The sequence below is a fragment of the Rhodoplanes roseus genome, assembly GCF_003258865.1.
Taxonomy (GTDB): Bacteria; Pseudomonadota; Alphaproteobacteria; order Rhizobiales; family Xanthobacteraceae; genus Rhodoplanes; species Rhodoplanes roseus.
Genome location: NZ_NPEX01000014.1, coordinates 1 through 14,316, shown reverse-complemented (window position 1 = coordinate 14,316; position 14,316 = coordinate 1). Strand labels below are relative to the sequence as shown.

Genomic DNA, 14,316 nt, shown 5'->3' with positions numbered 1-14,316 from the left:
CCGTGTTCGGAGAGTGTGGCTGGATTCCGGGTTCGCGCTTTCAGCGCGCCCCGGAATGACGCCGGAACGCGGGACGTCCGATGACCGTGATCGAGGCGACCGGCGTGACGGTGCGGGCAGGACGCGCGACGCTGCTGGACGGCGTCGATCTCGCCGTGGCGCCGGGCGAGACGGTGGCGATCGTCGGCCCGAACGGCGCCGGAAAGTCGACGCTGCTGCGGGTGCTGTCGGGCGACCTCCGTCCGGCCGCGGGCGATGTCCGCCTCAAGGGCGCGGCGCTCGGGTCCTATCCGCCCAAGAGACTCGCCGGTCATCGTGCCGTGCTGTCGCAGAGCATCTCGGTCGCGTTTCCGTTCACGGTCGACGAGATCGTCCGCATGGGGGCTGGCGACGGGCATGGGCCGCACGCCGACGCACTGGTCGAGGCGGCGCTGGCCGAGGTCGACCTTCTCGCCTGCCGCGACCGCCTGATCACGACACTGTCGGGTGGCGAGCAGCATCGCGCGCATTTCGCCCGCGTGCTGGTCCAGCTCGCCCGTGGCGAGGCCGACAACGGGCCAGGGCTGCTGCTGCTCGACGAGCCGACCGCCGCGCTCGATCTTCGCCACCAGATCGATTTCGTCACGCTGACGCGCGCCCGCGCCAAGGCCGGCACGGCCGTCGTCGCGGTGCTGCACGACCTCAACCTGGCGGCATCCTTCGCGGATCGCGTCGTGGTGATGCACCGGGCACGGATCGCAGCGGCGGGTCCCGCCCAGTCCGTCATCACCGGCGAGATGCTGTCGCGGGTCTTCGACGTGGAGCTGGCGGCGTGCGGCCTGCCGGTCGGAACGCCCTGTGTGCTGCCGCACATGATCACATCGCGGGTGCGGCCGGGGCCGCCGCCCGCCTGGACACGCGCGGGGCGCTGAGGCGTCCGCACGAGTTTGCGTTGGGGGAAGTGATGGAGGCGAGCAAGACGACCCGGACGACCAATGGCCACGGTCATCCGACTGGAACCGGCCATCCGCACGGGATGGCGCATCCACACGGCGGACAGCACGGCGGCGGACACCCCCACGCAGCCGGCCAGCCGCACGCAGCGGGGCACCCGCACGGCGGTGGCCACGCCTCGGCCGGCGGACGGGATCACCCGTCCTCGGCGCCGCGGCCCGTGGAGGATTTCCTGGTGCCGGCGGGGCGCGACCCGCTCACCGAGGCCTTCGGCGGGCGCGAGTTCGCGCCGCCGTGGCGCGGCAGCGTGCCGGTGGACCCGGACGAGGCCGAGGCCGTGCTGGCCCGCGTGTTCGAGACGCCGCGTGACGAACCGGCGATCGCCTATGTGCACGTGCCGTACTGCCAGAACCACTGCCTGTTCTGCGGCTTCTTCCAGAACGTCTGGCGCCCCGAGGTGGCCGAGGCCTTCGTCGACGACGTGATCGCCGAGGTCGCCGATCGCGGAACGACCCCGCTGGTCGCCTCGGCGCCGGTCGCCGCCGTCTATATCGGGGGCGGCACGCCGACGGCGCTGCCGGCATCCGCCCTCGCCCGCTTGGTCGAGGGCTTGCGCGAGCACCTGCCGCTGACGGCGGACTGCGAGATCACGCTGGAAGGCCGTGCCTACGACTTCGGCCTCGCCAAGGCGGAGGCCGCGCTCGACGCCGGCGTCAACCGCATCTCGCTCGGCGTGCAGAGCTTCGATACCGGGGTGCGACGGCGACTCGGCCGCAAGCTGCCCTACGAGGAGCTGACGGCGTTCATCCGCGAGCTCGTCGGGCTCGGCCGGGCCCGCGTCGTCTGCGATCTGATCTACGGCCTGCCCGGACAGACCGACGAGACCTGGGCGCGCGATCTCGACACCGTCGAAACGCTCGGGCTCGACGGCGTCACGCTCTACGCGCTGAACATTTGGCGCGGCGGCCCGCTGTTCCGGGCCATCGAGGCGGGCAAGCTGCCGGCCGCGAGCCCGATCGGCCGCCAAGCCCAGACCTACGCGGCCGGCATCGCCGGGCTGACGGAGCGCGGCTTCCGCCAGGTGTCGCAATCGCATCTCGTCCGCTCGACGCACGAGCGCAACGTCTACAATGCCGGCATCAAGCGCGGCATGCCGTGCCTGCCCTTCGGGCCCGGCGCCGGTGGGCAGGCGCACGGCGTGCGCTGGCGCAACGTCATGGAGATCGAGCGGCGGCGGGCCCTGCAGGCAGAGGGCCGCCGTCCCGTGGAGGGCCTCTCCCGCATGCCGGCCCGCTACGCCGCCCAGGCGGCGATCACGTCCGGGCTGGAAAGCGGCGGGATCGATCCCGCCGCGGTGGATCGTCTCGCCCCCGGCTTCGCCGCCGCCGCCGCGCCGCTGCTGCGCAACTGGAGCGAGGCCGGCCTCGTCGTGGCCGACGGCGACCTGCTGCGCACCACGCCGGCCGGCGCCTTCTGGATCACCAATCTCACCAGCGGCCTCTATGCGGCGCTCGATCGCGCCGAACAGCCCTCCACGTCCTCCAAGGAGCATCGCATGACCGACACTCTTGCCGCACCGTCCGACGCGCGCGAAAAGCTCGCGGCCCAGCTCGCCGCGAATCCGGACGGCATCATCGAGGTGCTGGCCCGTCAGCACGGCGTCTCGACGCTCGACGCCACCCGCATGCTGCCGGCGGCCAACTGCACCTTCGCGCCGGCCGACACGTTCGCCGACGTGATGGGCGAGCTGACCTCTTGGGGGCCGATGCTGTTCATCGTCCACACGCCCAGCATCGTGCTGGAGTGCGAGGGCGCGATCCCGCGCGGCGAGTTCGGCCGTGGCTACTTCAACCTGCACGGCGACAGCCCGATCGGTGGCCACATCAAGGCCGACCGCTGCACCGCCATCGCGTTCGTTCGGCGCCCGTTCATGGGCCGCGAGAGCTGCTCGATCCAGTTCTTCGACCAGGACGGCGAGGCGATGTTCAAGATCTTCGTCCGCCGCATGCCGGACCGCAACATGGAGCCGGAGCAGGTGGCGAAGTTCGAGGCCTTGAAGACGCGCCTCGCGGCCTGACGGCGGACTCGGGAATACGACCTGCGGGAGCCGCGCGCTGCCTACTAAATAGACTTATTTGGACTCGTTGTATGCAATGGTCGGCCCGCGGTGACGATCCCGAAGCGCTGAGCGGGTCGTGACACCGGTCGAATTTTTCTTTCCATACAAGCCATTGGCCCGAGCCGTGGCGGATCTTCTCCGAACTGGCACGGGGTTTGCGGGAACTTGTGATGCCCGAGCCCCCGCCCTGCCATTCGGAGAACGAGAATGAAGCGTCGTGACGTCCTCAAATCGATGACGGCCCTGGCGGCCGGGACCGTGCTCCCGGCGCCGGCCATCTGGTCGGAGGCCAAGGCCCAGGCCCGCAACGAGACCCTGCTGCTGCTCTCCGAGAGCGGACCGAACAATCTGGACATCCACGGCGTCGGCACCAACCGGCCTGGCTACGAGGTGGCGTGGAACTGCTACGACCGGCTGATCTCGCACGGCACCAAGACGCTGGAGAACGGCGTCGCCTCCTACGACCGCGACACGTACACGCCCGAGCTCGCCGAGGACTGGACCGTCACCGACACGTCGGCAACCTTCAAGCTGCGCAAGGACGCGACCTTCCACGACGGCACGCCGGTGACGGCCAAGGACGTGAAGTGGTCGTTCGATCGCGCCGTCTCGGTCGGCGGCTTCCCGACCTTCCAGATGAAGGCCGGCTCGCTGGAGAAGCCCGAGCAGTTCGTCGCCGTCGACGATCACACCTTCCGGGTCGATTTCATCCGCAAGGACCGGCTGACGATCCCGGACATCGCCGTGATCGTTCCGTCGATCTTCAACGCGGAGCTGATGAAGAAGCACGCGACCGACAAGGACCCTTGGGCCATGGAGTATTCCAAGGCCAACACGGCCGGCGGCGGCGCCTACAAGGTGGCGAAGTGGACGCCCGGCACCGAGGTGATCTACGAGCGTAACGAGAGCTGGAAGGGCGGCCCGCTGCCGAAGATCAAGCGCATCGTGTGGCGCATGGTGCCGTCCGCCGGCAACCGGCGCGCCCTGATCGAGCGCGGCGACGCCGACATCTCGTTCGATCTGCCCAACAAGGACTTCGTCGAACTGAAGCAGGCCGGCAAGGTGAACGTCCTGTCGAGCCCGATCGGCAACGGCATCCAGTACATCGGCATGAACGTGACGAAGCCGCCCTTCGACAAGCTCGAGGTGCGACAGGCGGTCGCCTACGCGATTCCGTACCAGAAGATCATGGATGCCGTGATGTTCGGCCTCGCCAAGCCGCTGCACGGCGCGCCCGAGGGCTCCGCGCTCTCGACCGCGTGGCCGCAGCCGCACGGCTACGTCACCGACCTCGCCAAGGCGAAGGCGCTGCTCGCCAAGGCCGGTCTCCCGAACGGCTTCGAGACGACGCTGTCCTTCGACCTCGGCGCGGCCGCGGTCAACGAGCCGCTCTGCGTCCTGGTGCAGGAGAGCCTCGCCCAGATCGGAATCCGGACGACGATCAACAAGGTGCCGGGCGCGAACTGGCGATCCGAGATGACCAAGAAGGAGATGCCGCTCATCTCCAACTTCTTCTCGGGCTGGCTCGACTATCCCGAGTACTTCTTCTTCTGGTGCTATCACGGCCAGAACGCGCTGTTCAACACGATGAGCTACCAGAACAAGGAGATGGACGCGCTGATCGACGCCGCCCGCAAGGCGGCGGCGGAGGGCGACACCGCGGCCTACGACACCGACGTGAAGGGCTTCGTCGCCAAGGCGTTCGACGACGTGCCGCGGGTGCCGCTGTTCCAGCCCTACCTCAACGTGGCGATGCAGAAGAACGTGACCGGCTATCGCTACTGGTTCCACCGCCAGCTCGACTACCGGACGCTCGAGAAGGCGTGAGGCCGAGCGAGCGGCTACGTTCGTGTACTTCCCCTCATGGTGAGGAGCGGCCGCAGGCCGCGTCTCGAACCATGAGGCCGCCCTCGCCCTTCGAGACGCGCCCTTCGGGCGCTCCTCAGGGTGAGGGCGGAACAAGCGCGCAGCGAGGCTCAAACGCAGGAACGCGAACATGCCGACCCTGATCCTCAAGCGTCTCGCGATGACGATCCCGAGCCTGATCGGGGTGGTGATCGTCACCTTTCTGCTCACCCGCGCCTTGCCGGGCGATCCCGCCGCCTATTTCGCCGGCCCCGCGGCGAGCGCCGAGGCGATCGAGCAGATCCGCGCCAAGCTCGGGCTCGATCAGCCGCTGCCGGTCCAGTTCGTCCGCTACGTCGTCGACCTCGTGCACGGCGATCTCGGCAGCTCGCTCACCACCGGCCAGCCGGTCGCGGCCGAGATCGCGGCGCGTCTGCCCGCGTCGGCCGAGCTGACTCTGCTCGGCCTTCTCGTCTCGATGGCGATCGCGGTGCCGCTCGGGATCCTCGCCGCGACCAAGCCCGGCTCGATGGTCGACCACGCGTGCCGGATCGTCACCACGGCCGGCGTGTCGCTGCCGGTGTTCTTCACCGGGCTGATCCTGGTCTACGTCTTCTACTATCTGCTCGGCTGGGCGCCCGCACCGCTCGGCCGGCTCGGCATCTTCGACTCGCCGCCGCCGACCATCACGGGCTTCTATCTGATCGACAGCCTCCTCGTCGGGGACGGAACGACCTTCGTGGCGAGCCTGAAGCAGCTCGTCCTGCCGGCCCTCACGCTCGGCATTTTCGCGCTCGCCCCGATCGCGCGCATGACCCGCGCCTCCATGCTGGCGGTTCTCTCCTCCGACTTCGTGCGCACCGCGCGGGCCTGCGGCCTCTCCTCCTACACCGTGGTCGTCACCTACGCGTTCCGCAACGCCATGCTGCCGGTGATCACCACGCTTGGCATGGTGTTCTCGTTCCTGCTCGGCGCCAATGTGCTGGTCGAGAAGGTGTTCGCCTGGCCCGGCATCGGCTCCTTCGCGGTCGAGGCGCTGATCGCCTCGGACTTCGCCCCCGTCCAGGGCTTCGTGCTGACGATGGCGGTGCTCTACGTCGCACTCAATCTCGCGATCGACATGCTCTACGGCCTGATCGACCCCCGCACCAGGATGGACGCATGAGCCCCCTCGGACTCCTCAGTCTCGTCATGGCCGGGCTCGTCCCGGTCATCCACGACCTTTATGCGCCGACGACCAAGACGTGGATGGCCGGCACGAGGCCGACCATGACGGGAAAGAGTGCGGAGCGCCGCCCATGACCGCCCTCGTCGCCACCATGCGCCATGCGCGCTATGTCGTGTCCGAAAACCCGGTCACCGGGCTCGCCTTCGGCCTGTTCGTGCTGATCGTGCTGGCGGCCTTGTTCGGGCCGTTCCTGGTGCCGTACGATCCGCTCGCCAGCAACACCAGCATGGCGCTTCAACCGCCGTCGGCGCGGTTCTGGTTCGGCACCGACCAGCTGGGCCGCGACATCTTTTCCCGCGTGATCGTCGCGACGCGGTTGGACTTCGGCATCGCCGTGTCGTCCGTCGTGCTGGTCTTCGCCATGGGCGGGCTCGCCGGCGTCGCCGCCGGCTTCTTCGGCGGCTGGACCGACCGCATCGTCGGCCGCATCGCCGACACCATCATGGCGTTCCCGCTGTTCGTGCTCGCCATGGGCATCGTCGCGGCGCTCGGCAACACGGTACAGAACATCGTCATCGCCACCGCGATCGTCAATTTTCCCCTGTACGCCCGCGTCGCCCGCGCCGAGGCGAATGTCCGCCGCGAGGCGGGCTTCGTCGAGGCCGCCCGCCTCTCCGGCAACGGCGAGTGGCGCATCCTGGTGTTCCAGGTTCTGCCCAACGTGATCCCGATTCTCGTCGTGCAGATGTCGCTCACCATGGGCTACGCCATCCTCAACGCCGCCGGCCTCTCCTTCATCGGCCTGGGCGTGAGACCGCCGACACCCGAGTGGGGCATCATGGTCGCCGAAGGCGCCGCCTTCATCGTCTCGGGTGAATGGTGGATCGCCTTCTTCCCCGGCCTCGCGCTGATGACCGCCGTGTTCTGCTTCAATCTGCTCGGCGACGGCCTGCGCGACATCGTCGACCCGCGGAGGCGGACATGAGGATTTCACGAGATCCCGTTTCCGCCATGGCCGGCACGAGGTCGGCCATGAGATGTCAAGGTCGGAGGCACCCATGACCGCCGTCCCGGCCCTGCTGGTCGAGAATCTTTCGGTCGAGTTCCGCACCCGCTCGGGCACCGTGCAGGCGCTGGAGCGCGTCAGCTTCGCGGTGCCGAAGGGCGAGACGCTGGCGATCGTCGGCGAGTCAGGATCAGGCAAGTCCGTCACGGCCTATGCCGTGATGGGCATCCTGGATCCGGCCGGCAAGATCACGGCGGGCCGCGCCATGCTGGGCGGCCTCGATCTGCTCGCCGCAACGGCCGACCAGGTGGCGGCCGTACGCGGACGCGAGATCGCCATGATCTTCCAGAATCCGCGCACGGCTCTCAACCCGATCCGCACCGTCGGCAGCCAGATCGCCGACGTGCTGATCCGCCACGCCAACGTGCCGCGCCGCGAAGCACCGGGCCGCGCCGTCGATCTTCTCCGCGACGTCGGCATCACGGATCCGGCACGCCGGGCCAAGGCGTATCCGTTCGAGATGTCGGGTGGCATGTGCCAGCGCGTGATGATCGCCATCGCGCTCGCGGCGAAGCCCTCCGTGCTGATCGCCGACGAGCCGACCACCGGCCTGGACGTCACGACCCAGGCCGTGATCATGGACCTGATCGGCGATCTCGCCCGCGACATCGGCATGGCGACCATCTTCATCACCCATGATCTCGCGCTGGCCGCGCAGCGCGCCGACCGGATCGTCGTGATGCATGCCGGCCACGTGATCGAGAACGCGCCGACGGCGGAGCTGTTCGCTCGGCCGCGCCATCCCTACACGGCCGAGCTGATCGCCGCGACGCCGGATGCCGCCGCCAGTCTCGCCGAGCTCGCCTCCATTCCGGGCTCGCTGCCGGATCTGCGCCGCATCGACCTGCCGCCCTGCCGCTACGCCGAGCGCTGCCCGCGACGACGCGTCGATTGCGACGCGGAGCTGCCGCCCGCCCCGGCCATCCCCGAGCACGTCGTCGCCTGCAGGAACCCGCTGTCATGACCGGGACGCTCGACACCATGAGCTCCGCCACCGTGCACGGCGCACCGCCGGCCGATCCACCGCTGCTCGATGTCGGCGAGCTGAGAAAGCGGTTTCCGGTCAGCGGCACGCTCGGGCTGATCGGCCGGCTGCGCCGGCGGATGAAAGGCGGGCCGATTCATCTGCCGCACGTCTACGCGGTCGACGACGTGAGCTTCACGATCGGCAAGGGCGAGACGGTGGGGCTGGTCGGCGAATCCGGCTGCGGCAAGTCCACGCTGGTGCGGGTGCTGACGCGCCTCCTCGATCCGAGTGGCGGCATCGTCCGGCTCGGCGGTCGCGAGCTGTCTCTCACGCCCGCACGACGCTTCGCCAAGGACCCGGACCGGGCCCGGATCCAGATGGTGTTCCAGGACGCCGGCGAGAGCGTCAATCCGCGCTTCACGGCGTTCGCCGCCATCGCGGATCCGCTGCGGCGGCTGCGCGGACTGCGCGGCGCCGCGCTCACCGCCAAGGTGGAGAAGGCCGCCGACCAGTGCGGTCTGCCGCGCGCGCTGCTGTCGCGCTTCCCGCACCAGCTTTCCGGCGGCCAGCGCGCCCGCGTCGGCATTGCCCGCGCCGTGGCGGTCGAGCCCGCCCTTCTCGTGCTGGACGAGCCGACCGCGGCGCTCGACGTCTCGGTGCAGGTGGTGATCCTGCAGTTGCTCGAGCGCCTCAAGACCGAGCTCGGCATGAGCTATCTGTTCGTGTCGCACGATCTCGGCGTGGTCCGGCTGCTGTGCGACCGCGTGCTGGTGATGTATCTCGGCAAGATCGTCGAATCGGGCCCGGCACGGGCCGTGTTCGCGAATCCGCTGCATCCTTACACACGCGCGCTGGTCGACGCCGCACCGAGCCTGCACGATCGCGGCGCCGGTCGCATCCGGCTGCAGGGCGAGCCTCGCAGCCCGATCGATCCCGATCCGAACGTCTGCCGCTTCTACGGTCGCTGCCCGAAGGGCACCGATCTCTGCCGCGCCGAGATGCCGGCGCTCCGCCGTTTCGGTGAGCGCGACGTCGCCTGCCACTTCGCCGAAGAGATCACGGCACGATGAGCACGACAGACACGGGCCGCCGGACGCTCGCGGAGGAATTGCGACTCCAGATCGCCGACGAGATCGTGCGGGGCACCTTGCAGCCCGGCACGGCGCTCGACGAGAGCGAGCTCGCCCGTCGTTTCAACGTGTCGCGCACTCCGGTGCGCGAAGCGATCCGCCAGCTCGCCGCGAGCGGGCTCGTCGAGTCCAGGCCGCACCGGGGCGCCGTGGTGGCACGACCGAGCGACGCGCAAGTCGTCGGCATGTTCGAGGTGATGGCCGAGCTGGAAGCGCTGTGCGCCGGGCTTGCGGCCGAGCGGATGACCGGAGCCGAGCGGCGCGACCTCGAGAGTGTCCACGAGGATCTGCGCGCCTTGGTACAGCTCGGCGATCCGCAGAGCTTCCACGAGGCCAACGAGATGTTTCACGGCGCCGTCTATGCGGGTGCCCACAATGCCTATCTGACCGAGATCACGGTGGCGACGCGGGCCCGGCTGCAGCCGTTCCGCCGCGCCCAGTTCCGCAATCTCGGCCGGCTCGCGAAGTCGCATGGCGAGCACGACCGCATCGTGCGGGCGATCGTGCGGGCCGATCGCGACGGCGCCGTGCGGGCCATGCAGGCCCACATCATGACGGTGTGCGAGGAGTACGGCGTCTATTCGGACACGCGCGGCGCGCTCACGCCGGAGCCGCCCGTTCCCGGTCAATCCGGGCCGCGCCCGACGGCGGGCGGATTCGGAATCCGGCGACAGGTCCCGAGCTCGTCGCGGGATTCCGGGTTCGCGGCGTCGCCGCGTCCCGGAATGACCGAGAGCTGATCAGCTCGCCTTCGCCAGGAAGGCGCGCCATCCGCCTGACGCCGTGATGTCGCGGCCCCCGGCCACCGCCTCCGCCTCGACCAGGAAGCACTTCACCACGCGCCCGTCGGCCAGCACGGCGTTGCCGATCGAGAGCGGCGGCGGCACGGCGGCGACGAACCGGCCGAACGCCTCGGCGCGCAGCGCCCACAGCTCCAGCTCGATCCGGCCGCCACTTCCGGCCGCGACCCGGAGCAGCCCGGGCTTCGGAGGCGTGGTTCCGGCGAGCGCGAACAATCGATAGTCCGGCGCGGTCCGGGTCGTCTCGAGATAGCGCCCGCCGAGGCTCGTGAGCTCGTGATTGAGCGGCAGCCCGGTGAGATGCGCGCCGACCGCGGCGAGCACGAACTCGCCCTCGGCCGGTCCGGGCGCCAGCGCCCGAAGATCGGGGTGCGGAACCCCGGTGGCACCGAGCGGCAAGCCGGTTTTGGCGTGCAGCACACGGCCGAGGCTGGCGAGCGCGCCGTCGCGGCCCGCCGTCGCCAGCAGCGTGACGCCGAACGGCGTGCCGTCCGGGGCGATCGCCGCCGGCACGGCGAGGCCGGCCATGTCGAGCAGATTCACGAAGTTCGTGTAGGTGCCGAGATGGCTGTTGAGCCGGATCGGATCGGCCTCGACGGCGGCGACCGTGTAGGCGGCCGGCGCCGTCGGCACCATCAGGATGTCGACGCGGGCGAGGGCGTCACGGGCCTGGCCGCGGAGCGCGGCGAGGCGGTAGAGCGCCCGGAACGTGTCGACGGCGGTCGGCCGGCTTCCGGCCAGGACGATCTCGCTGGTGACCGGATGCACGGCGTCCCGATGGCTCGCCATGAACTCGCCCACGGCGGCGAACCGCTCGGCGACCCAGGGCCCCTCGTAAAGGAGCCGCGCCGTCTCGTAGAACGGCGTCATGTCGATCTCGACCACGGTCGCGCCCAGATCGCTCAGCAGCCGCAACGCCGCCTCGTAAGCGGCTTCGGCGCGCGCATCGCCGAAGAAGAGACGGTCGCTTCGGCACGGCACCGCGACCCGAAGACCGGTCGGCAGCGGTCCCGGCAGGGACGGCGCGAAGGCGCGCGAGAACGGATCGGCCGCATCGACGCCCGCCATCGCGGCAAGTCCGACATGAGCATCGTCGGTGGTCAGCGCGAACACCGAGATCGTGTCGAGCGAGCGGCAGGCCGGCACGACGCCGGTGGCCGGCACGAGGCCGAGGCTCGGCTTCAACCCGACGATGTTGTTGAGGCCGGCCGGCACGCGGCCGGAGCCCGCCGTGTCGGTGCCGAGCGCCAGCGGCACGATGCCGGCCGCGACCGCGACGGCGGAGCCCGACGACGATCCGCCCGGCACCAGCGCGGCATCGTGAGGGTTTCGCGGCGTCCCGTAGGGCGAGCGCACGCCGACCAGACCGGTGGCGAACTGGTCCAGATTGGTCTTGCCGATGACGATCGCGCCGGCGGCACGCAGCCGCGCCACTGCGGTGGCGTCCGCCGCCGGCGTGTAGGCGAAGGCCGGACAAGCGGCCGTCGTCGGCAGGCCGGCGACGTCGATATTGTCCTTCACGGCGACCGGCACGCCGAACAGCGGCTTGTCGGCCCCACCGCCCGCCGCAACGAGCGCACGCGCCTCGGCGATCGCCTCGTCCTCGTCGCGCACCGTGATGAACAGCGCCGGATCGCCGTAGGCCCGCAGCCGCGCGTAGGCGCGCTTCACGGTCTCGACCGGGTCCATGCGCCCGGCCCGATGCGCATTAACGATGTCGACGACCGTCTCCGCCACGGGCTCCCCCTCGCACGGTGCCGGGATGGCACCAAGTGCTGTGTTGTGCATTATTTTCAAGCAAGTGCAATGCCATCCCAGCGCCCCGATCGCGTCGTTCGGGGGCGCTTCGTGGCTTTCGGCTCGCTCGGGGCGAATGCTCGCGCAAGAGCTTCGTCGCGCCTCCGTTCGGGGCCATAATGGCGAGACGCCGAGGACCGGATGTTGGGAGACTGGCTCACGCGGATCGACACGGGACGCTTGCGGGCCGCCGCAGGACCGGCGATCCGTGGCGGCGCGGCGGCGGTCTGGTCGACAGGCGCCAGCCGAGCTGCCGCATTGCGCGCCCGCATCTCGCTGGCGCGAAAGCGCGGCCTGCCGCTGATCGTGCTGCTCGCGTCACGCAACCTGTTCCACGATCGCGTGCGTCTCGTCACCACGGTGATCGGCATCGTCTTCTCGGTCATCCTGGTGACGGTGCAGATCGGGCTCTATCTCGGCTTCGAGCGCATGGTGACGACCATGGTCGACCATGCCGACGCCGACCTGTGGATCGTGCCGAAGGGAACACGGAACTTCGAGGACCCGTCGCTGCTCGACGACCGCCAGCGGTTTCGCGCGCTCTCCATCGCGGGCGTCGCCGACGTCGCCCCGCTGGTGCTCGGCTTCGCCGAGTGGCGGCGGCCCGACGGCGGCTCGACGCCGGTGTTCGTGGTCGGCTCCGATCCGCGCAGCGGCGGCATCGCGCCGTGGAACCTGGTCGAGGGCAGCGTGGACGCGCTGGCGGCACCGTTCGCGGTCGCGGTCGACCGCACCTACTTCTCGCGGCTCGGCGTGACGGGCCTCGGCGACACCGGCGAGATGCGCGACCAGAAGGCCCGGATCGTCGCGGTGACGTCCGGCATCCGCTCGTTCACGACCACGCCCTACGTGTTCGCCGCGTTCGACCGCGCCCGCGGCTACATGGGCACGCCGGCGGACCGCGCGACCTATTTCCTCGTCCGGCTCGCAACCGACGCCGACGTGACGGGCGTGCGCGACCGCATCAGGGCCAACATCGCCGACGCCGAGGTGCTGACCACGGCGGAGTTCCGCGAGCGAAGCCGGTCGTTCTGGCTGTTCGGCACCGGCGCCGGCGCGGCGCTGTTCGGCGGCGCACTGCTCGGCATCGTGGTCGGCACCGTGATCGTCGCCCAGACGCTCTATTCCAGCACCAAGGATCACATCGCCGAGTTCGCCACGTTGCGCGCCATCGGCTCGTCGACCCGCTACATCGTCGAGGTGATCCTCTGGCAGGCGCTGCTCAGCGCTGTGGTCGGCTTCCTGCTCGCGACGGCGGTCGGGGTCGCTATCGTGATCGCCACCGCCGACTCGGCCCTGCCCGTGGTGATGACGCCCGGCTTGGTGCTCGGCCTGCTCGTGCTCACCGTCCTAATGTGCGCCGTCTCGGCGATCGCGGCGATCCGCGAGGTGGTGCGCATCGATCCTGCCACGGTGCTGGGCCGATGAGCACGCCGATCGTCGAGGCCATCGACATCGAGAAGACGCTCGGCGAGGGTGCCGGCCGGGTGCAGGCGCTGCGCGGCGTGTCTCTGACGCTGAAGGGCGGCGAGATGACGCTGTTGATGGGCCCGTCCGGCAGCGGCAAGACGACGCTGCTGTCGATCCTCGGCTGCATGCTGACACCGACGCGCGGCACGGTCCGGCTGCGCGGCGAGACGACGACGGGCGCCTCGGCCGAGGGGCTGGCGCGGCTCCGCCGCAGCCATGTCGGCTTCGTGTTCCAGTCCTATCACCTGTTCCCGACCCTGACGGCGCTCGAGAATGTCCGCCTGGTGCTGGACGTTCGCGGTGAGCGCGGCGAGGATACGCGCGAGCGTGCTGCTGCGGCGCTGACCACGGTCGGCCTCTCGCACAAGCACCACGCGTTTCCGCGCGAGCTCTCCGGGGGCGAGCAGCAGCGCGTCGCCATCGCCCGGGCCGTGGTCGGCCGCACCTCGGCGATCCTGGCCGACGAGCCGACCGCCTCGCTGGACAGCGAGAACGGCCAGGCGATCATGACGGTGCTGGCCGAGATCGCCAAGGATCCGGAGCGCGCCGTGCTGGTGGTCACCCACGATCCGCGCACCCTGCCCTTCGCCGACCGCATCGTCCGCATCGAGGACGGCCGCATCGTCGGCGAGGATGCCGGCGCGCGGCGCGCGATCGTCACGACCGAGCCCGAGGTTCCGGCGCATGTCCCGTAACGCGCTTCTGATCGCCCTGTCTCTGGCGCTGCTGAGCCCCGCCGCCGCGCCGGCGCAGCGGGCCGACGAGGGAACCGACCGCAGCCCCCAGAAGCAATGGGCGGCCGTCGCGCTCGGCCGGGTCGAGCCGCGCTCCCGCGAGATCCGCCTCGGGGCCGCCGTCGCCGGCCGCATCGCCGAGGTGCTGGTGAAGCCGAACGACACGGTGTTCGCCGGCGAGCTCCTGGTGCGGCTCGACGACGCCGAGGCGCGGGCCCGCGTCGCCATGACCGAGGCGCGGGCCGGTGCCGCCGAGCGGGCGCGCGACGATCAGTCCGCCCCGCGCG

The 14,316-nt window shown here is 70.3% G+C and carries 11 protein-coding genes and 2 pseudogenes; 12 read left to right on the top strand and 1 reads right to left on the bottom strand.

What is annotated here, in order from left to right; all coding sequences use genetic code 11:
- Positions 1 to 80: 80 nt before the first annotated feature.
- The 9 genes and pseudogenes from CH341_RS03630 to CH341_RS03595 all read left to right on the top strand — a co-directional run.
- A complete protein-coding gene (locus CH341_RS03630) occupies positions 81 to 911 on the top strand; it encodes a heme ABC transporter ATP-binding protein (protein ID WP_111417669.1) in 831 nt (276 codons plus the stop codon).
- A 242-nt stretch (positions 912 to 1,153) separates the two neighbouring features.
- Positions 1,154 to 3,010, top strand: coding sequence for a heme anaerobic degradation radical SAM methyltransferase ChuW/HutW (hutW, locus tag CH341_RS03625; protein WP_342634996.1), 1,857 nt, complete (start codon positions 1,154 to 1,156; stop codon positions 3,008 to 3,010).
- 249 nt (positions 3,011 to 3,259) lie between these two features.
- Positions 3,260 to 4,879: an ABC transporter substrate-binding protein gene (locus CH341_RS03620; RefSeq protein ID WP_111417667.1), complete on the top strand. Its 1,620-nt coding sequence runs from the start codon at positions 3,260 to 3,262 to the stop codon at positions 4,877 to 4,879.
- A gap of 169 nt (positions 4,880 to 5,048) precedes the next feature.
- Positions 5,049 to 6,062, top strand: coding sequence for an ABC transporter permease (locus CH341_RS03615; RefSeq protein WP_111417666.1), 1,014 nt, complete (start codon positions 5,049 to 5,051; stop codon positions 6,060 to 6,062).
- Positions 6,059 to 6,199, top strand: a complete 141-nt coding sequence (locus tag CH341_RS34040) for a hypothetical protein (protein WP_170149454.1) — start codon at positions 6,059 to 6,061, stop codon at positions 6,197 to 6,199. The genes CH341_RS03615 and CH341_RS34040 overlap by 4 nt, the downstream gene beginning before the upstream one ends.
- Complete coding sequence (locus CH341_RS03610; protein WP_111417665.1) at positions 6,196 to 7,050, top strand: ABC transporter permease; 855 nt, start codon at positions 6,196 to 6,198, stop codon at positions 7,048 to 7,050. Before CH341_RS34040 ends, CH341_RS03610 begins: the two co-directional genes overlap by 4 nt.
- Before the next feature lie 73 nt (positions 7,051 to 7,123).
- Positions 7,124 to 8,095 (top strand): ABC transporter ATP-binding protein, encoded by a 972-nt coding sequence (locus CH341_RS03605; protein WP_111417664.1) that lies wholly within the window; start codon positions 7,124 to 7,126, stop codon positions 8,093 to 8,095.
- Positions 8,092 to 9,168: an oligopeptide/dipeptide ABC transporter ATP-binding protein gene (locus CH341_RS03600; RefSeq protein ID WP_111417663.1), complete on the top strand. Its 1,077-nt coding sequence runs from the start codon at positions 8,092 to 8,094 to the stop codon at positions 9,166 to 9,168. Before CH341_RS03605 ends, CH341_RS03600 begins: the two co-directional genes overlap by 4 nt.
- Positions 9,165 to 9,812 (top strand): annotated as a pseudogene (locus tag CH341_RS03595) (GntR family transcriptional regulator); the annotation flags it as partial. The gene CH341_RS03600 and the pseudogene CH341_RS03595, both read left to right, overlap by 4 nt.
- A gap of 156 nt (positions 9,813 to 9,968) precedes the next feature.
- Here the strand turns inward: CH341_RS03595 and atzF are convergent.
- Positions 9,969 to 11,765 carry an allophanate hydrolase gene (atzF, locus tag CH341_RS03590; protein WP_425376142.1) on the bottom strand — a complete coding sequence of 599 codons (1,797 nt, stop codon included), beginning with the start codon at positions 11,763 to 11,765 and terminating at the stop codon, positions 9,969 to 9,971.
- A 354-nt stretch (positions 11,766 to 12,119) separates the two neighbouring features.
- On the opposite strand from atzF, the gene CH341_RS03585 reads away from it, so the two are divergent.
- The 3 genes and pseudogenes from CH341_RS03585 to CH341_RS03575 form a co-directional block, all read left to right on the top strand.
- Positions 12,120 to 13,253: an ABC transporter permease gene (locus tag CH341_RS03585; RefSeq protein WP_425376145.1), complete on the top strand. Its 1,134-nt coding sequence runs from the start codon at positions 12,120 to 12,122 to the stop codon at positions 13,251 to 13,253.
- Positions 13,250 to 13,990, top strand: a complete 741-nt coding sequence (locus CH341_RS03580) for an ABC transporter ATP-binding protein (protein WP_111417659.1) — start codon at positions 13,250 to 13,252, stop codon at positions 13,988 to 13,990. The genes CH341_RS03585 and CH341_RS03580 overlap by 4 nt, the downstream gene beginning before the upstream one ends.
- Positions 13,980 to 14,316, top strand: a pseudogene (locus CH341_RS03575) (biotin/lipoyl-binding protein); the annotation flags it as partial. The gene CH341_RS03580 and the pseudogene CH341_RS03575, both read left to right, overlap by 11 nt.